Source organism: Leisingera sp. SA32, assembly GCF_056033425.1.
In genome coordinates this window covers 123,450-141,824 of record NZ_JBVYHB010000006.1, presented here as the reverse complement: position 1 = coordinate 141,824, position 18,375 = coordinate 123,450, and the positions used below count along the sequence as shown (strand labels likewise).

The following is an 18,375-nucleotide window of genomic DNA, read 5'->3' as shown; positions in this document are numbered from 1 at the left end:
GGCTACAGTAAGGCGTCCTTGTCGAGGCCCAGTTTGACGATTTTTTCGTTCAGCGTGCGGCGGCCGATCCCCAGCGCCTCGGCGGCGGCATCCATGCGGCCCTCATGCGCCTTGATTGCCTTGCCGATCAGCTCGCGTTCAAAGGCTGCCACGGCTGCGCGCAGGGTATCGGGCACGTCGTCCGGCTGCGGATCCAGGCGGATCGCGGCCGCCATCGAGCCGCCGCCGCGCCGCGCCGCCAGCACGCGCCGCTCGCAGATGCTGCGCAGCTCGCGCACGTTGCCGGGCCAGTCATGCGCCATCAGGGCGGCCAGATCGTCCTGGGTGATCTGCGGCACCGCGGTTTCATAGAGCCGGGCAAACTTTGCCAGGAAATGCGCGGTCAGCAGCATCAGGTCGTCGCGGCGCTGGCGCAGCGGTGGCAGAGTGAGAACCATCGTGTTGAGGCGAAACAGCAAATCCTTGCGCAGGCGGTTTTCCTGCACTGCCAGATCGACGGCCTCATTGGTTGCCGATACCACGCGGAACGTAACCGGCACCGGCAGGCGGCCGCTTGCGGGCAGGATCTGTTTGTCCTCGATCACCCGCAACAGCTTGGCCTGCACCTCCAGCGGGCAGGAGCAGATCTCGTCCAGGAACAGCGTCCCGCCCGAGGCCGTCAGCAGCCGCCCGCCGCCGCCGTCTGCGGTGCCGAACATTTCGGCCTCAAAGGTGGCGGGTGACAGCGCCGCGCAGTTCAGCGCCAAAAAGGGCGCATCGGCGTTTGGCCCCAGGTCGTGCAGCGCCCGCGCCACCAGCTCCTTGCCGGTGCCGGTCTCGCCCTCGATCAGAACGGTGGTGCCGGTTTCGGCAAGATCCAGAATGTCCTGCCGCAGCTGTGCGATTGGCGCCGACTGGCCCAGCAGCAACCGGTCCAGCCCGGACAGCTCAAACAGCCGCGCCTTCAACCGCGTGTTGCTTTGCTGCATGCGGTGCTGTTCGGCGGCGTGGCGCAGGATGGCGAGCAGGCGGCGCGGCTCATAGGGTTTCTCGACAAAGCTGTAGGCCCCGTCCTGCATCGCCTTCACCGCCATCGGAATGTCGCCATGGGCGGAGATCAGCACCAGAGGCGGCGCTTTGGCGTCCAGGCTGTCCAGCAGGTCGAGACCGGACATGCCGGGCATCCGCACATCGGACAGGATGACGTCCGGTTCAAGCGCTGGCAGACGCTCCAGCGCGGTCGTCGCGCGGGAGACTGCGGTGACCTGCCAGCCTGCGGCCTCCAGCAGGTCGGTCAGCGACAGGCGCATGGATTTGTCGTCATCGACGACAAGAATGGTGAAAGGCCGGGCGCCGGTCGTCATTGGTCTTCCTTTGCGGGCATGGCGGGAAACGTGACGCGAAACACCGCGCCGCCAGTGGCCCGGTTGCGGGCCGTCATGGTGCCGCCATGGTCCTGCACGATACCGGCTGAAATCGCCAGCCCCAAGCCCATGCCGCGGCCGCTCTCGCGGGTGGTGACGAAGGGTTCCTGCAAATCGGCCAGGGTGGCGGCCCCCAGCCCGTGGCCGTTGTCCCTGATTTCGAACCAGACCGCGCCCTCCGCCGCGCCGGTGTGCGCCTCGATCCGCGGCGCGGGGCTGTCCTCGCTGGCGTCGATGGCATTGCGCAGCAGGTTGGTCATCACCTGTTCGATCCGCAAGCGGCTGCCCAGCACCGCAACCGGATCGTGTCCGGCGGCAAGCCGCAGCTCAGCGCCCGCCGCTTCCAGGTTGGGGGCAACCAGGGCGGCAGAGGCGCGCAGCGCCGCGTTCAGATCGACGGCAGTCAGGGCGTCGGCGTCGGGTGTCGCAAAGAACTTGAGCTGTCGGGTGATCCCTTCCATCCGGTCCACCAGGGCACCGATCCGGGGCGCCAGCGCGGCGGGGCTGTCCGGGGCGAGCTCGGCCGCCACCAAGTGGTTGCGCATGGCGGCGATTGGCTGGCCCAGTTCATGCGTCACAGAGGCGGCCAGCCTGCCCAAAGCGGCCAGACGGCTGGCGCGCTCCAGCTCGTCCTGGGTGCGTTTCAGGCGGCGCTCCGCCGCACGCCGCTCTTCGATCTCGACCGCCAGATGCTCATTGGCGCGGCGCAGCTGGGCCTCTTCCTGTTCCGACCGGGCCAAGGCGGCGCTGATCCGCCGGGCGCGCTGGAGCTGCAACAGCAACAGTGCCATGCCAGCCGCAACAACAACGAGCGAGGTCAGCAGCCAACTGCGCGCCGCCGCACGGTCGTCGCTGGCAAAGTAATGCAAGGTCCAGTCATGTGGCGGGATGGCGGCCGTCAGGTGCAGCTGGGCGCGGTCCGCAATGACCGCGCGGCCACGCGCACCCGGTTGCCAGTCCAGCGGCTCCAGCGCTTGGTCCGGAAATTGCCGGGCTTCCAGGATCCGGCGACGCTGAGTGGTAGACAGGGGCGACAGCACCCGGTAGCGCCAATCCGGCGCCGACGCCAGCAGCACCACGCCGTCGTCATTCGCCAGCAACACCTGCTCGCCCGAGTTGCGCCAGCTTTGCTCCAGCCGGGCAAAGCTGATCTTGATGGCGATGACCCCGATTGGCGCCCCGTCGGTGCCCAGCACCGGATCGGCGATGAAATAGCCGGGCAACCCGGTTGTGGTGCCAATGGCAAAGAACCGCCCTTGGCGGCCCGCCAGCGCCTGCTGAAAATAGGGCCGAAAGGCATAACCCTGCCCGACAAAGCTGCTGGGCTGGCCATAATTGGAGGCGGCGATGGTGGTTCCGTCGGCATCCATCAGGTAGATGGCGTCCAGCCCTGCCTTGGCGGCAAAGCTGCGCAGCCGCGCATTCAACGTGTCTGTGTCCTGTCCCTTGGCGGTCGCCCGCACAGCGGCATCGCGGGCCAGCACATAAGTCAGATGCGAGAACCGCTCCAGTTCGGCAACCACGGAGCTGCGGTAGAGCGACAGCCGCCCCGCCGCCTTGGCGCGTTCCTCCGAGCGGAAATAGGCGCCGGACGCCGTGAAGACGCCGACCGCAATCACGATCGTCGCCAGCAGCGGTATTAGAAAGGGCAACCTGCGCATATGTGTCGATAGGCTGGAAAAAAGCTGCATGGCAAGACGTTCTTGGCCGGGCTGCGCCGCACGAGTCGGCATCGCGCCGGGGCCGGAGGGTGCCCAGTACGCCAAAAGCGCCCAGATCGGCATCGGTGCCGGGCGATGTCAGCGCGCGTGAAAATGCGACGGTGGCACCTCGATCTCCCAGACAATCCCGCGGTCATCCACCACATAGGAGGCCTGCGCGTCCAGGGCCGTTGTCGCATAGGTGGTCAGTACCGAATGACCAAAGCCGTGCCTGCTGGGTTTGCCCTCAATGGCCATCCCGGTTTCCAGCCACCGAAACTGCAATGGCCCGCCGGGCTGCGCGACCTGCCAGGAAATCGCAACCTGCCCCTGACGCTGTTGCATCACGCCATATTTCGCGGAGTTCGTCGCCAGCTCGTGGAGGGCCATGCCGATTGTCTGGACCGATTCAGGTTGCAGATCGATGTCCGGCCCAGAGATCACCATGCGCTGGTCTTTGTCGACAGCCGTAAAGGGTTCGAGGTGTTCCGCGACCAGGCGGCTGAGCGGGACGCTGGTCCAGGCGTTGTGGACCAACAGATCCGTCGATTTCGAGAGCGACGCCAGGCGGGCGCCGAAGCTCTTGTTGAACGACTCCAGCGTTGTGGCACTGCGCGCGGTTTGGCGCTGGATGGCCGAGACGACGGCCAGCATGTTCTTGGCGCGGTGGATCACCTCGCTCGCGATTAGGTCGCGGGCGCGTTCTGCCTTGCGCACCTCCGTCACGTCCCGGTGGATGTTGGAGATCGCGATCACCTCGCCTTCTGCGTTGCGGATCGGCGCGCAGCTGATCCAGACCTCGTGTTCCGTGCCGTCCTTGGCGACACGCGTGGCCTCAAAGTCCCGCAGCCTGCCCGCAATGATCTCATCGCGGTAGATGGCGACCCGCTTGGGCCACTTTTCCGGGTACAGCGTTTCAAGGGAGCGCCCCAGAATCTCTGCCGACCGGTAGCCGTAGAGCCGCTCTGCGGAGGGGTTCCATGTGATGATATTGCCATCCAAATCATAGCTGATGACCGCATCGCTGGTCGAGGCGATCAACGCGGTCATGGCGCTGGCGTTGACATAGGCCTGCTCGATCTCCTCCCGCTCAACATGCCGCCTGCTGATGTTGCGGTGCTGCACGATCAGATAGGATCTGCCGTTTTTCTGGTAACGGTTCGCAGACAGTTCGAACCAGCGTTTTTCGGTTGGGCTGTTGCAGGGATACTCGCAACGGAAAGGGCTGCCTGTCGTGAGCGTCGTGTTCAGACCCTCCGCCGCCAAAGACGCGGTGGCACTCGACGTTCCTTCGGCTGAGGAGCAGACCGCCAGATAGTTGCTGCCGATCGAACAGCTGTCCGGCGCGCCCCCGTTTTCAACCCGAAACGCTTCCCAGGCCGGATTGACAGCGACAATGCAGCCGGTCGCGTCCACGACGACAGTCTCGTCATCCAGAGCATTCAGCACATCCAGCATGCCGGACAAATCGTCAGCCGCGGCGGTTTTCTGCATCTGGGTTTTCCTTGACCTGCGGCGAGGGGCGGTATCGCGATATGCGTTCGCCAGCTTACCAACCTAAAAGAAAAGCTGTCAGGATGCAATTCTCTGCAAATCACGCGCCTGCCACGGCGATACCACGACCGCTGGCACCCGACCTTTCGGCGTGCGGGCGCAGCCGCAGCTGCAAATGGTGGCGTGTCAGGCGAATTCACGCCCAATCCGGGCGGTTCTGCGCGTCAGCGGGTGACACGGCTGCGCACAGAACATATGTAGAACATATGGCAAAGCAGACACTCGAACAAAAACTGGCGATTCTCAGTGACGCCGCGAAATACGACGCATCCTGTGCGTCCTCGGGCTCGACCAAGCGTCATTCGCGCGACGGCAAGGGGTTGGGGTCCAACGAAGGCAGCGGCATCTGCCATGCCTACGCCCCCGACGGGCGCTGCATCAGCCTGCTGAAGATCCTGATGACAAATTTCTGCATCTACGATTGCAGCTACTGTATCAACCGCGTCTCCTCCAACGTCACGCGGGCGCGGTTCAGCGTCGACGAGGTGGTGAAGCTGACCATCGAATTTTATCGGCGCAACTATATCGAGGGGCTATTTCTGTCCTCTGGCGTGATCCGTTCGCCCGACGCGACGATGTCCGACATGGTGCAGATCGCGCGAAAACTGCGGCACGAGGAAAATTTTCGGGGCTATATCCACCTCAAGACGATCCCCGACGCCGCGCCTGAGCTGATCGAGGAAGCGGGCCGTCTGGCCGACCGTCTGTCGATCAACGTGGAGCTGCCCACCGATACGGCAGTGCAGCAGTATGCGCCCGAGAAGAAGCCCGAGCAGATCCGCCGCGCCATGGCCAACGTGCGGATGACCAAGGAGGCGAGCAAGGACAGGTCCTTTTCCGGCAAGCGCCCGCCGCGTTTCGCACCGGCAGGCCAGTCGACACAGATGATCATCGGCGCGGATGGGTCGAACGATGCAACCGTGCTGGGCCAGTCAACGCGGCTTTATTCCAGCTATAAGCTCAAGCGTGTCTATTACTCTGCCTTTTCGCCGATCCCCGACAGTTCCGCCAAACTGCCGTTGATCCGCCCGCCGCTGCAACGCGAGCATAGGCTGTATCAGGCAGACTGGCTGCTGCGTTTCTATGATTTCCAGCTGGACGAGATCACCTCTGTCACCCGTGACGGCAATCTGGATCTGGAGGTCGATCCCAAGCTCGCCTGGGCCTTGGCGCATCGCGCGGTCTTTCCCCTCGACGTCAACCGCGCCAGCCGAGAGATGCTGCTGCGGGTGCCGGGGTTTGGGGTGAAGACCGTGAATCGCATTCTGGCGACGCGGCGTCACCGCAGCTTGCGCTACGAAGATCTGCTGCGCATGGGGGCGTCGATGAAGAAGGCGCGCGCTTTTGTCACTGCCGGGGGCTGGACGCCGGGCGGGCTGACCGACAGCGCCAACCTGCGCGCGCGCTTCACACCGCCGCCCGAACAGTTGACCCTGTTCTGATGCACCGCGTCACCCTGCCACAGATTGGCACGGCTGCCGCGTGGCGCGCGGCAGCGCGCGGCTTCCTCGCCGCCGGGGTGCCGCCCGAGCAGATTCTCTGGGGCGGTCATGCCGCCGCGCCCGACCTCTTTGGCGGCGACGCCGCACCGCCGGCCACGGGCCGCGCGTCGGTGCCGCGCAGCTTTATCACGATGGCTGAAACCGCCGTTTGGCACAGCGATCCGGAACGCTTTGCCCGGTTGTATGCCTTTTTGTGGAGGCTGAAGGATGCGCCAAATCTGATGGCCGACCGGGGTGATGCCGATCTGTCGAAATTGCGACAGATGGAAAAGAACGTGCGTCGGTGCCAGCACAAGATGAAAGCCTTTGTTCGCTTTCGCGAAATCGGCGCGCCGGATGCGGACCGTCGCAGTTTTGCCGCCTGGTTTGAGCCGACGCATCACACGGTGGAACCCACGGCGGATTTCTTTGTGCGGCGCTTTGCGGATATGGACTGGCGCATCCTGACCCCCGATGTCTCGGCGATTTTTGAGAACGGCACCCTGCGCTTTGAGGCGGGCCACGCCAAGCCCGATCTGCCCGCGGACGCGGGCGAGCAGCTTTGGATCACCTATTTCCAGAACATCTTCAATCCGGCGCGCCTGAAGGTGAAGGCGATGCAATCGGAGATGCCGAAGAAATACTGGAAGAACATGCCCGAGGCCGCCCTGATCCCCCAGATGATTGCCGAGGCCCCGGCGCGCGCCCGTGCCATGGCCGAGGCAGGCCCCACCCTGCCCCCGGCCCGCATGGCGCAGGTGCAGGCGCAGTTGGCGTCTTGCACATCAGCCTGGGACGGGCCGACCGAGGATCTGCCCCGGGCGATCCGCGCCTGCACGCGCTGCCCTTTGCATTGCCACGCGACACAGGCGGTACCGGGCGAAGGCCCCGCAGACGCCGATCTCATGGTGGTGGGGGAACAACCCGGCGACATGGAGGATCTGAGCGGCCGCCCGCTGGTTGGTCCCGCCGGGCAAATGTTCGACAGGACCGCCGCTGCAGCCGGGCTGGACCGGGAGGCCGCCTATGTCACCAATGCGGTCAAGCATTTCAAATTCACCGCCCGTGGCAAGCGCCGCATCCACCAGCGCCCCGACATGCCCGAGATAGAGCAGTGCCGGTGGTGGCTGGAGGCCGAGATTGCCGCGGTGCAACCCAAACTGGTCCTCGCCATGGGCGCCACTGCGGCTCTCAGCCTTACGGGCAAGGGAGCGGGCATCCTGTCCCGGCGCGGCAAGATCGAGCGGGGGCCGGGCGGCTTGCCGGTGCTCATCACCCTTCACCCCGCCTATCTTCTGCGGCTTCCCGATCCGGCGGAGCAAGCGCGGGCGAAGGGACAGTTCCAGCAGGATCTGATGACGGCCGCCGGGATCGTGTTGCCGAACGTCAGCAGACGGCCGGCCGGGTTGCAGGGGCCTTTGGGCGGCACTCATGATGCAGTCAAAAGCCAGTCGTAGACCAGACGTGCTCTTTGTGATGGGTGCGGCGACAGCTTTATGTAGAAGTCCTCGGCGGTCTCCACCCGCTCCGGTAACAGCGGCACCAATGCGCCGGTCTCCAGATAGGTTCGGGTCAGGCCGACCCAGCCAAGCACGGCCCCCATGTCATCCCGCGCGGCCTGCAGGGCAATCACGTAATTGTTGACGCGGTGGCTGTTTGTCACCGGCCCAGCGTAGCCGAGAGCGCGCAACCAGCCGTGCCAATCGGTCCAACCGGACACAGCGGAATCGAAATGGATCAGCGGCAGTCTCGCCAGTTCGGCGGCCCCCGCCACCCTGTGCGCTTGGGCGAACCTCGGGCTGCCAAGGGCCATGATCTGGTCATGAAACAGAATGCTGCACGTGCCGCTTTCGCGAGACACGTCCCCGTAGTGAATGCTCAGGTCGCAATCCGCCCCGGAGTGGTCCGTGTCGCTGACAATCTGAGCCACCGAGATATCGCCATGCGATCGCCAGAACTGTGCCAGTTTGGGCGTCAGCCAGAGTGAGCTGACCGCTGTGGTCACCCGAATCGTGACCGAAGCCCGGTTCGACCTCTGCCGCAGTTGATCCATCGCATCGCCCATCGTTTCGAACCCGCGTTGCAGGGCCACCAGCAGATAGGCGCCGGTTTCCGTCAGCTCCACGCCGCGATGGTGGCGCGTGAACAGCTGGCAGCGCAACTCCGTCTCCAACGCCCGCACCTGATGGCTTATCGCGGCGGGCGTGACATTCAATTCGCGCGCGGCGGCCTTGAACCCCACATGTCGGGCAGCGGCCTCGAAGGCGACAAGGCTGCTCAGCGGGGGCAGATCATACGGGCGTTGGGGCAAGCGCACCTCACTCAACTTGCGGCGGGGTGCCAATCAGCCGTTGTATTGCACCCGGTTTCCAGAGTGATGACTTAACTCAGCTAAGCCAAGGCAAATTTATCTGTAATTGCCGCGTGTCGCCGGGAGCAGCACCCTGCTCCACAGCGGTTGGCAGCAGGATGGTGCCAATCCCATCCCGAGACAACGAAAGAGCTGTGCCATGACCGAGCTGCCAGAGCCGAACCTCCGCCGCCGCCGCAGCCGGACACACACCCGCCGCGGCAGCGCGCCAGGCGAGAACCCGCACCTGCGCGTTCCCTACATCACGCGAAAAATCCCGCCCTATGATCTTCTTGACGAGGGCTCACTCATCAGGATTGAGCAGGCTGCCGACCGGATACTGGCCGAAATCGGGCTGGAGTTTCGCGACGACCCCGAAACCGTGGAGCTGTTTCGCCGCGCGGGTGGCAAGGTGCGGCCCCTGTCGGCTGACGCCTGGAACATCACGTTTGAGCCGGGACTGATCCGCGAAATCCTGCGTACGGCGCCGGCCCGGTTCACCCAGCACGCGCGCAACCCGGCGAATTCCGTTGAAATTGGCGGCGACGCGATGGTCTTCGCGCCCGCCTATGGCTCGCCCTTTGTCATGGATCTAGACAAGGGGCGGCGCTACGGCACGATCGAGGACTTTGAAAACTTTGTGAAACTGGCGCAATCTTCGCCCTGGCTGCACCACTCTGGCGGGACGATCTGCGAACCGACCGACATCGCGGTGAACAAACGCCATCTGGACATGGTCTATGCCCACATGCGCTATAGCGACCGGCCGTTTCTGGGATCAATCACCGCTCCGGAACGCGCCGCCGACAGTGTCGAGATGTGCCGCATCCTGTTCGGCTCCGACTTTGTCGACCAGAACTGTGTGATCCTCGGGAATTTCAACACCACCTCGCCGTTGGTTCTGGATGGGGTCACGACGCGGGGCATTCGCGAATATGCCAGCGCCGGACAAGGGTCGATCCATCTGCCGTTTCTTCTGGGCGGGGCGGTGTCGCCCCTGACGATGGCGGGGGCGGTCGCCCAGTGTCTGGCGGAATCGATGACCTCCTGCGCGCTTACCCAACTGGTGCGCCCCGGGGCTCCGGCAGTGCTTGCCGGGTTCTTGTCGTCAATGTCGCTGCGGACCGGCTCGCCCACCTTTGGCACGCCGGAACCGGCGCTTGGATCGCTGGTGATGGGGCAGCTGGCCCGGCGGCTGAACATGCCGCTGCGCTGCGCGGGCAATTTCAGCACCTCGAAGCGGCCCGACGCCCAGGCGATGCAACAGTCGATGATGTCGATGATGTCCGCCGTTCAGGGCGGTGCGAACTATATTCTGCACGCGGCCGGGTTCCTCGATGGGCTGTTGTCCATGTCCTACGAGAAATTTGTCATGGATACCGACATGTGCGGCGCGCTGCATGCCTATCTAAACGGGATCACCGTCAGCGAGGACACGCTGGGCGTCGACGCGCTGGCCGAAAACGGGCCCGGCGAACACCTGTTCGGCACCGCGCATACCTTGCGCCACTATCAAACGGCCTATTGGGACAGCGGCCTGAACGACGACCAGCCGTTTGAGAGCTGGGAGGAACAAGGCAGCGCCGACGCCGCACAGCGCGCCAACACGCGCTGGAAGAACACTCTGGCAAACTACGAGGCCCCCGCGATGGACGCGGCCACCGACGCGGCGTTGCAGGATTTCATTGCCCGCAAGAAAGCCTCGGTGAAAGATGCCTGGTACTGACGCCACCCTTTAGGATTGCCCGCACAGTAGCATTCAAGGAATACGCAATGTCCAATGACCCGCTTTTGCAACCTTTTCAGCTGAAGCATCTGACGTTGAAGAACCGGATCATGACCACGAGTCACGAACCCGCCTACCCCCAGGACGGCATGCCCAAGGAACGCTATGCCGCCTATCATGCCGAACGCGCCAAGGCTGGTGTCGCCTTGGCGATGACGGCAGGCTCCGCCGCGGTCAGCAAGGACAGCCCGCCGGTGTTCAACAATATCCTCGCCTACCGAGATGAGGTCGTGCCCTGGATCCGGAACCTGACCGATGCCTGCCACGAACACGGCTGCGCAGTGATGATCCAACTGACCCACCTGGGCCGCCGCACCGGCTGGAACAAGGGGGACTGGCTGCCTTCGGTCAGCTCGTCAAAGCATCGTGAACCGGCGCACCGGGCCTTTCCCAAGCTGATTGAGGATTGGGACATAGAGCGGATCATCAGCGACTTCGCCGACGCCACGGAGCGGATGAAGGAAGGTGGTATGGACGGCATCGAATTGCAGGTCTACGGCCATCTTCTGGACCAGTTCTGGTCGCCGCTGACCAATGATCTGGAGGGGCCTTATGGCGGCCAGTCACTTGATAGCAGGCTGAAATTTCCCCTAGACGTGCTGCGCGGTATCCGCGACCGCGTCGGCGACGATTTCATCGTCGGCCTGCGCTACACGGCGGATGAGGCCGAAGCGGGCGGCATCACGCCGAAAGAGGGGCTTGAGATCTCAAAACGTCTGGCGGACAGCGGCATGGTTGATTTCCTGAATGTGATCCGCGGCCGCATTCACACCGACCCGGCGATGACCGACGTGATCCCGGTGCAGGGGATGAGGACCGCGCCGCATCTGGATTTTGCAGGCGCGGTCAGGGCCGCGACCGGCATGCCGACCTTTCACGCCGCCCGGATCCCCGACGTGGCGACCGCCCGTCACGCGGTTCAGGCGGGGCTTTTGGACATGGTCGGCATGACACGGGCGCATATGGCCGATCCGCATATCGTGCGCAAAATCATCGAAAGACGGGAGGACGACATCCGCCCCTGTGTCGGGGCAACCTATTGTCTGGACAGGATTTATCAGGCCGGCGACGCCTTGTGCATCCACAACGCGGCCACCGGGCGCGAACTGACGATGCCGCACGACATCTCCCCGGCGGGCGAGACCAAGAAGGTGGTCATTGTCGGGGCCGGTCCGGGCGGGCTGGAGGCGGCGCGGGTTGCCGCCGAACGCGGCCATGCGGTCACCGTGTTCGAGGCGCAGCCGGATCCCGGCGGTCAGCTGCGGCTGACGGCGCAGAACCCGCGCCGCCGCGAGATGATCTCGATCATCGACTGGCGCATGGCGCAATGCGCGGCGCGGGATGTCGAGTTCCGCTTCAACAGCTGGGCCGAGGCGGAGGACGTGACAGCGCTGGACCCGGATGTGGTGATCGTCGCCACCGGAGGTCTGCCCAATACGGAGCTGTTCGAGAGCGGGCACGAACAGGATCTGGTGGTGACAAGCTGGGATCTGATCTCCGGCGATGTGAAGCCGGGACAGAATGTGCTGATCTACGACGAAAGCGGCGATCACCCCGGATTGCAAGCCGCAGAAGTCGCCGCCAAGGCTGGTGCCAAGGTTGAGGTGATGACGCCGGACCGGGTCTTTGCGCCGGACATCATGGCGATGAACCTGGTGCCCTATATGCGTGCTCTTCAGGACAAGGATGTGACCTTTACCGTTACCCGACGTCTGATCGATGTCAGCCGCGACGGCAACCTGCTGAAGGCCCGGATCGGGACCGACTACAGCGATTTCATCTCGGAGAAGACCTATGATCAGATCGTGGTGAACTATGGCACGATGCCGTTGGATGATCTTTATTTCGACCTTAAGCCGCAGTCGCGCAACCACGGCGCCGTCGATTACGACGCGCTGATCGACGGGCGGCCGCAGACCATCGCCCGCAACCCGGATGGCGCGTTCCAGCTGTTCCGCATCGGTGATGCCGTCAGCGCCCGCAACACCCATGCCGCGATCTATGACGCCCTGCGGCTGGTCAAGGATATCTGATAGCAAACAATGGGTGGCACCGGCAGATCGCCGGCGCCGCCCCTGCGGTGGTCAGCGGCGCGTCGTGTCGCGCGGGATCACCTCGAAACCGAGGTCGATGTTCTGGCGACCGGAGCCCTCAGGCTTATCAAGTGCACGCATCAGCAGCGTGACCGCCTCCTGCCCGATCTGATAGCGCGGCGTGGCCACGGTCGTCAGGGATGGGTTGAGGTTGCGGCTCAGCTCCAGATCGTTGAAGCCGCAGATGCCCAGCTCCTGCGGGACGCGAATGCCGCGGCGTTGAGCCTCGAACAGGGCGCCGGCAGCGAGGTCGTCATTGTTGCAAAATAGCGCATCCGTATCAGGCGCGCGGGCCAACAGGTCGCGCAACAGGTCGGCACCCAGCCCAAAGCTTGACGCCTTGGGCGTTGTCACCACCCGGCGTTCGTCAAACATACCGCATTCTGTGAGCGCGGCGCGAAAACCCGCGAACCGCCGCTGCGACCGTGGATCCATCCGGGCACCCAGAAATCCGATACGCTGATAGCCCTGTGCCACAAGGTGCCGGGTCGCAGAGCGCCCGGCGTCGAAATGCGACAGGCCGATCACGCTGTCGACCGCTTCGCCGTCGCTGTCCATGATCTGCACCACCGGACAGGGCGCATTAAGCAGCAATTCGCGGCAGGCTTCCGTCTGATCAACGCCGGTCAGGATCATGCCGGCAGGCTTTTGGCTGAGAAAGGTGCGCACCAGCTTTTCTTCGGTGGCGGGGCTGTAGCGGTAATTGCCGATCTGGATCGAGAATCTGCTGCCCTCCAGTGCGTCGTAAAGACCGGTGAGCACATCGGTGAAAACGCTGTTGGTTACCGACGGGATCAACAGCCCGATGACATCCGTCCGGTTGGAGGCCAACGCCGAGGCGGCGGCATCCGGCACGTACCCCAGCACCTCGATGGAGTGCTGCACCTTTGTACGCGCCTTTTCGGACACCAGATGGGGCGCGCGGACAGTCCGGGACACCGTGATTGCGCTGACACCCGCATGCGCCGCCACGTCTTTCAGGGTAACTTTATGGGTTTGTTTGGTTTTCTTCATTTCAAGAAAGCATCGCATGATCAAAGAAGGGGTGCAAGTTGACAAATGATTGCGCAATCATTACTGATGCGGCAACACTAAGGGAGGACTAACCAATGAAGACGATTCTCAAGGGGCTGGCGTGGTCAGTGGTTGCGACGCTGTCGGTATCGGGGGCAGCACTGGCGGCAGAGTATGATTTCCGCTTCCAGTCGTCGGACCCGGCAGGCAATGCAAATTTCATCCTGCAACAATCCTGGGCCGAGGATGTGGCCGAGCGGACAGGTGGCCGGGTCGCGATTGAGCTGCTGCCGGTCGGCAGCATCGTGGCGCATACCGAAACACAGGATGCGGTGGCGGCGGGCATCCTGACCGGTCATTTCACGGACACGTCCTACTTTGCGGGCAAGGAACCTGCCTTTGGCCTGATCGCCAATCCGGTCGGGGCCTGGTCGGACCCGGAACAGATGCTGGATTTCATGGAAAACGGCGGCGGCAAGGAGCTGATGAACCAGCTGCTGGAACCCTACGGGCTGCATTTCATCGGCGCCACCACCCCGGGGCTGGAGGCCTTCCTGTCGAAGGTGCCGCTGAACGGCGTGGATGATCTGAAGGGTCTGAAGATGCGTGCGCCCGAGGGCATGGTGCAGAAGGTCTTTGCCGCGGCGGGTGCGGCGCCAGTGAACCTGCCCGGCAGCGAGGTTTTCACCTCGCTCGACAAAGGCGTGATCGACGCGGCCGACTACACGGTGTTTTCCACCAACCATGAGCAGGGCATGCACGACATCGCCAGCCATCCGGTCTATCCCGGTTTCCACTCGATGCCGCTGGTGGAGGTGAGCATCAACAAGGCGACCTGGGACGCGTTGCCCGCTGATATCCAGACCGCGCTGGAGGACAGCGTCTCGGATTTCGCCCGCAAGCAGGTGTCGATCCTCGCCGAGCGTGACACCGCCGCCGTGGCCGAGGCCGTGGCGTCCGGCAAGGTGACCGTGCATGACTGGCCGGCCGAGGAGCGCGCGCGGTTCCGCACGATTGCCAAGGGCGAATGGGCCGCCGCGGCAGAAGCCTCCGACGCCTCGCAGCAGGTCTATGACACCCTGACCGGCTATCTCAGCGAAAAAGGTCTGTTGCAGTAAACCCGCAGACAGACGGGCAGCCCGGCGCCGGACTGGCCGGGCTGCCTTTTTCTTGATGGACCCGTTCCCGTGACCAACGACACAACGCCCCCGATCCCCGAAACCGGCCCCAAGGCCGACAGCGGCGCCGTTGCCGAAGCCGGCGCACTGGGCCAAATCATTAACCTGTGCGGCACCGGCTTTGCCATCGCCATCCTGTCCTGTGCGGGCATCCTGTTTCTGGAGGTCATCCTGCGCTATGGCTTCAACCGCCCGACGGTCTGGGCACATGAGACGGTGATCTTTCTGACCGCCTGCTCCTTTGTATTCGGCGGCCTTTATGCCGCTGCGCGCAACGCCCACATCCGGGTGGTGCTGATCTACGACCAGCTGTCGCCCGGCGCCCGACGCGCCATGGATGCGGGCATTTCAATCGTGTGCAGCCTGGCCTGCGCCTGTTTCGCCTGGGCCTCCTGGAGCAGCGTTGCGCGCGCGGTCTGGACACCTGCGGGGATGCTGCGCCTGGAAACCAGCGGCAGTGCCTGGAACCCGCCGACGCCCGGTCTGACCAAGCTGTTTCTGTTTGCCGTGCTGCTGCTGATGGCCCTGCAATTTGCCGTACTGGCACTCAATTACCTTCGCAAGCCGGGACCCTGATCCATGGAATTTCTGACGCTGATGCCCGACCTCAAGGCGATGGGCATCGAATGGGCAACATTGCTGATGTTTGCCATGCTGTTGCTGCTGTTGCTGACCGGAATGCCGCTGGCTTTTGTCACCCTTTTGGTGGCGCTGGTCTTTGCGCTGGGGTGGTTCGGGCCGATGGCGGTGCCGCTGATCACCTCGCGGATCTTCAGCTTTGTCAACAGCTTCGTCTTTGTTTCGGTGCCGATGTTCGTGCTGATGGCGGCGATCCTGGACCGTTCCGGCATTGCCCGCGACCTGTTCGACGCGATGCGCGTGGTGGGCGGCCGGCTGCGCGGCGGCGTGGCGATCCAGACGCTGCTGGTGGCGGTGGTTCTGGCGGCGATGTCCGGGATCATCGGCGGCGAGGTGGTACTGCTGGGCCTGCTGGCGCTACCGCAGATGCTGCGGCTGGGTTATGACCGGCGGCTGGCGATTGGCGTCTGCTGCGCCGGCGGCGCGCTGGGAACCATGGTGCCGCCGTCGATCGTGCTGATCATCTATGGTCTGACCGCCAGCGTGTCGATCGGCGATCTGTTCACCGCGTCCTTCCTGCCGGGGCTGATGCTGGCGGGCTTTTACATCGCCTATGTTCTGATCCGCGCCTATTTGAACCCGGCAGTGGCGCCGGTGCCGGAGGTTGGCGAAATACCGCGGCGCGAGAAACTGCGCTTGCTCAAGGGGTTGATCCTGCCTGTAATGGTGGTGATCTTTGTTCTCGGCTCGATCTACGGCGGCATCGCCTCTGTCACCGAGGCCTCGGCCATCGGGGTGATCGGGGTAACCCTGTCGACCATCATCCGCGGCGAATTCACCTTGGCGCTGCTGAAGGGGGCTGCGTTGCAGACGCTGTCGACCGTCGGCATGATCGTCTGGATCGGCATCGGGGCCTCGGCGTTGGTGGGCGTGTTCAACCTGATGGGCGGCATCAATTTCGTGTCCTCTCTGCTGACCGGGATTTCCGACAATCCGACCGTTATTGTGCTGGTGATGATGCTGATCCTGTTCGTGCTGGGCATGTTCCTCGACTGGGTCGGCATCGCGCTGCTGACGATGCCGATCTTTGTGCCGATCGTGCGCGATCTTGGCTTTGACCCGGTGTGGTTCGGCGTGGTCTTTGCGATGAACATGCAGGTGAGCTTCTTGTCGCCGCCGTTTGGACCGGCTGCCTTCTACCTCAAATCGGTCGCACCCGAGGGGATTTCGCTGGGCGAGATTTTCCGCTCGCTGCTGCCGTTCATTGCGATGCAGATGCTGGCACTTGCATTGCTGATTGCGTTTCCCGGGATCACCGGAAGATAGGAGCCCGACATGACTGCTGCCAAATTGCGCTCGCGCGAGTGGTTCAACAACCTGGATGATCCGGAGATGACGGCGCTCTATCTGGAGCGCTACCTGAACTACGGGCTGACGCTGGAGGAGCTGCGCTCGGACAAGCCGATCATCGCCATTGCCCAGACGGGCAGCGACCTGTCGCCCTGCAACCGCCACCACCTGGAGCTGGCGCAGCGCACCCGTGAGGCGATTCGCACCGCCGACGGCATTGTGCTGGAGGTGCCGGTGCATCCCATCCAGGAAACCGGCAAGCGGCCCACGGCCATGCTGGACCGAAACCTCGCCTATCTGAGCTTGGTGGAGACGCTTTATGGCTACCCCATCGACGGCGTGGTGCTGACCATAGGCTGCGACAAGACCACGCCGGCGCTGCTGATGGCGGCGGCAACGGTGAACATTCCGGCAATTGCTCTGTCGGTCGGGCCGATGCTGAACGGCTGGCACAAGGGCAAGCGGGCCGGCTCCGGCAGTGTGATCTGGGAGGCCCGCCAGCAACTGGCCGCGGGTGAGATCGACGCCGAGGGTTTTCTAGAAATGGCCGCTTCCTCGGCGCCGTCGGTGGGCTATTGCAACACCATGGGGACGGCCTCGACGATGAATTCCCTGGCGGAGATCCTGGGCATGCAGCTGCCCGGCTCGGCCTCGATCCCGGCACCCTACCGCGAGCGCGGGCAGATGGCCTATTACACCGGGCTGCGCATTGTCGAGATGGTCAGGCAGGATCTGCGCCCCAGCGACATCATGACCCGCGCGGCGTTTGAGAACGCCATCGTGGTGGCCTCCGCGCTTGGCGGATCCACCAACGCGCCGATCCATATGAACGCGGTTGCCCGCCACCTTGGTGTTGAGCTGACCAACGACGATTGGGAACGGCTGGGTCACCGGGTGCCGCTGCTGGTGAACATGCAGCCGTCCGGAACCTACCTGAGCGAGGATTTCTTTCACGCGGGCGGCGTACCTGCAGTGATTGCAGAGCTGCTGAAGGCCGATCTGCTGCCGCACCCCAACGCCCCCATGGCCAATGGCAAGACGGTGGCTGAGAATTACCAGTCAGCGCAGACGGCGAACGCCGATGTGATCCGTCCGGTGTCGCAGCCCTTGGTGGCCAATGCCGGCTTTTTGAACCTGTCGGGCAACCTCTTTGACAGCGCGCTAATGAAGACCTCTGTCATCAACGCGGAGTTTCGCAGCCGCTACCTGTCGGATCCGGCGGATCCGAATGCCTTTGAAGGCCGGGTGGTTGTGTTCGACGGGCCAGAGCAGTTTCACGCCACCATTGACGACCCGACGCTGGCGATTGACGCCCACTGCGTTCTGGTAATGCGTGGCACCGGTCCCAAGGGGTATCCGGGCGGTGCGGAGGTGGTGAATATGCGGCCGCCGTCTTACCTCATCAAACAGGGCATTCGCGCCCTGCCCTGCATCGGCGACGGGCGGCAATCTGGCACCTCGGGCTCGGCGTCGATCCTGAACGCCTCGCCGGAGGCGGCGGATGGCGGCGGGCTGGCGCTGCTGGAAAACGGCGACCGCATCCGCGTGGACCTGAACGCGCGCCGCGTCGACGTGCTGCTGAGCGCGGAGGAGCTGGCGGCCCGGCGCGCGCGCCTGGAGGCGGCGGGCGGCTATGCGGTTCCCGAAAGCCAGACCCCCTGGCAAAGCCTGTTCCGCTCCACCGCGCGCCCGTTCTCTGAAGGCATGGTAATCGACGGGGCCGAGACCTATCGCGATGTGGCCCGCAAGCACCCGTTGCGCAACAACCACTAAGTATCAGGCGAGGGTTTGGCGGCGATCAAATCATTGCCCTGCATATGACCTTAGGTCAGGTGTTCGGGATCACCGAGGAAGAGAGGCACGGGCTGGCGGACCTCCTTCCGTGGC

Annotated in this window: 13 protein-coding genes; 8 read left to right on the top strand and 5 right to left on the bottom strand. The window is 64.0% G+C overall.

All coding sequences use genetic code 11. The features are described from left to right. Positions 1-2: 2 nt before the first annotated feature. The 3 genes from AC0IPL_RS11070 to AC0IPL_RS11060 form a co-directional block, all read right to left on the bottom strand. Complete coding sequence (locus AC0IPL_RS11070; RefSeq protein ID WP_474274476.1) at positions 3-1,343, bottom strand: sigma-54-dependent transcriptional regulator; 1,341 nt, start codon at positions 1,341-1,343, stop codon at positions 3-5. Next, positions 1,340-3,094 carry a sensor histidine kinase gene (locus tag AC0IPL_RS11065; protein ID WP_474274474.1) on the bottom strand — a complete coding sequence of 585 codons (1,755 nt, stop codon included), beginning with the start codon at positions 3,092-3,094 and terminating at the stop codon, positions 1,340-1,342. Before AC0IPL_RS11065 ends, AC0IPL_RS11070 begins: the two co-directional genes overlap by 4 nt. 108 nt (positions 3,095-3,202) lie before the next feature. Next, positions 3,203-4,597, bottom strand: coding sequence for a PAS domain S-box protein (locus AC0IPL_RS11060; protein WP_474274472.1), 1,395 nt, complete (start codon positions 4,595-4,597; stop codon positions 3,203-3,205). Between the two features lie 266 nt (positions 4,598-4,863). Between AC0IPL_RS11060 and AC0IPL_RS11055 the strand changes: the two genes are divergently transcribed. Together AC0IPL_RS11055 and AC0IPL_RS11050 are read left to right on the top strand one after the other, a co-directional pair. Beyond that, a complete protein-coding gene (locus AC0IPL_RS11055) occupies positions 4,864-6,099 on the top strand; it encodes a putative DNA modification/repair radical SAM protein (protein ID WP_474274471.1) in 1,236 nt (411 codons plus the stop codon). Then, positions 6,099-7,595, top strand: coding sequence for a UdgX family uracil-DNA binding protein (locus AC0IPL_RS11050; protein ID WP_474274469.1), 1,497 nt, complete (start codon positions 6,099-6,101; stop codon positions 7,593-7,595). The genes AC0IPL_RS11055 and AC0IPL_RS11050 overlap by 1 nt, the downstream gene beginning before the upstream one ends. On the opposite strand, the gene AC0IPL_RS11045 is transcribed toward AC0IPL_RS11050, so the two are convergent. Continuing rightward, positions 7,568-8,449 (bottom strand): LysR family transcriptional regulator, encoded by an 882-nt coding sequence (locus tag AC0IPL_RS11045; protein WP_474274468.1) that lies wholly within the window; start codon positions 8,447-8,449, stop codon positions 7,568-7,570. The genes AC0IPL_RS11050 and AC0IPL_RS11045 overlap by 28 nt on opposite strands. A 199-nt stretch (positions 8,450-8,648) precedes the next feature. On the opposite strand from AC0IPL_RS11045, the gene AC0IPL_RS11040 reads away from it, so the two are divergent. Next, positions 8,649-10,214, top strand: a complete 1,566-nt coding sequence (locus AC0IPL_RS11040) for a trimethylamine methyltransferase family protein (protein ID WP_474274466.1) — start codon at positions 8,649-8,651, stop codon at positions 10,212-10,214. A gap of 47 nt (positions 10,215-10,261) precedes the next feature. After that, positions 10,262-12,307, top strand: coding sequence for an oxidoreductase (locus AC0IPL_RS11035; protein ID WP_474274464.1), 2,046 nt, complete (start codon positions 10,262-10,264; stop codon positions 12,305-12,307). A 51-nt stretch (positions 12,308-12,358) separates the two neighbouring features. On the opposite strand, the gene gntR is transcribed toward AC0IPL_RS11035, so the two are convergent. Further along, positions 12,359-13,381, bottom strand: a complete 1,023-nt coding sequence (gene gntR / locus AC0IPL_RS11030) for an HTH-type transcriptional regulator GntR (protein ID WP_474274462.1) — start codon at positions 13,379-13,381, stop codon at positions 12,359-12,361. Positions 13,382-13,476: 95 nt separating this feature from the next. On the opposite strand from gntR, the gene AC0IPL_RS11025 reads away from it, so the two are divergent. From AC0IPL_RS11025 to AC0IPL_RS11010, 4 genes are all read left to right on the top strand, one after another. After that, entirely contained in the window at positions 13,477-14,499 is a 1,023-nt protein-coding gene (locus AC0IPL_RS11025; RefSeq protein WP_474274460.1) for a TRAP transporter substrate-binding protein, read from the top strand. Between the two features lie 69 nt (positions 14,500-14,568). Beyond that, positions 14,569-15,135, top strand: a complete 567-nt coding sequence (locus AC0IPL_RS11020) for a TRAP transporter small permease subunit (protein WP_474274458.1) — start codon at positions 14,569-14,571, stop codon at positions 15,133-15,135. A gap of 3 nt (positions 15,136-15,138) precedes the next feature. Continuing rightward, positions 15,139-16,464, top strand: coding sequence for a TRAP transporter large permease (locus AC0IPL_RS11015; protein ID WP_474274456.1), 1,326 nt, complete (start codon positions 15,139-15,141; stop codon positions 16,462-16,464). Positions 16,465-16,473: 9 nt separating this feature from the next. Beyond that, positions 16,474-18,261: an IlvD/Edd family dehydratase gene (locus AC0IPL_RS11010; protein ID WP_474274454.1), complete on the top strand. Its 1,788-nt coding sequence runs from the start codon at positions 16,474-16,476 to the stop codon at positions 18,259-18,261. Positions 18,262-18,375: the final 114 nt, after the last annotated feature.

Bases quoted from the DNA above. Each gene is read 5' to 3' on its own strand.
- AC0IPL_RS11070 (WP_474274476.1), bottom strand. From the start codon at position 1,343: ATGACGACCGGCGCCCGGCCTTTCACCATTCTTGTCGTCGATGACGAC.
- AC0IPL_RS11065 (WP_474274474.1), bottom strand. From the start codon at position 3,094: ATGCAGCTTTTTTCCAGCCTATCGACACATATGCGCAGGTTGCCCTTT.
- AC0IPL_RS11060 (WP_474274472.1), bottom strand. From the start codon at position 4,597: ATGCAGAAAACCGCCGCGGCTGACGATTTGTCCGGCATGCTGGATGTG.
- AC0IPL_RS11055 (WP_474274471.1), top strand. From the start codon at position 4,864: ATGGCAAAGCAGACACTCGAACAAAAACTGGCGATTCTCAGTGACGCC.
- AC0IPL_RS11050 (WP_474274469.1), top strand. From the start codon at position 6,099: ATGCACCGCGTCACCCTGCCACAGATTGGCACGGCTGCCGCGTGGCGC.
- AC0IPL_RS11040 (WP_474274466.1), top strand. From the start codon at position 8,649: ATGACCGAGCTGCCAGAGCCGAACCTCCGCCGCCGCCGCAGCCGGACA.
- AC0IPL_RS11035 (WP_474274464.1), top strand. From the start codon at position 10,262: ATGTCCAATGACCCGCTTTTGCAACCTTTTCAGCTGAAGCATCTGACG.
- gntR (WP_474274462.1), bottom strand. From the start codon at position 13,381: ATGAAGAAAACCAAACAAACCCATAAAGTTACCCTGAAAGACGTGGCG.
- AC0IPL_RS11025 (WP_474274460.1), top strand. From the start codon at position 13,477: ATGAAGACGATTCTCAAGGGGCTGGCGTGGTCAGTGGTTGCGACGCTG.
- AC0IPL_RS11015 (WP_474274456.1), top strand. From the start codon at position 15,139: ATGGAATTTCTGACGCTGATGCCCGACCTCAAGGCGATGGGCATCGAA.
- AC0IPL_RS11010 (WP_474274454.1), top strand. From the start codon at position 16,474: ATGACTGCTGCCAAATTGCGCTCGCGCGAGTGGTTCAACAACCTGGAT.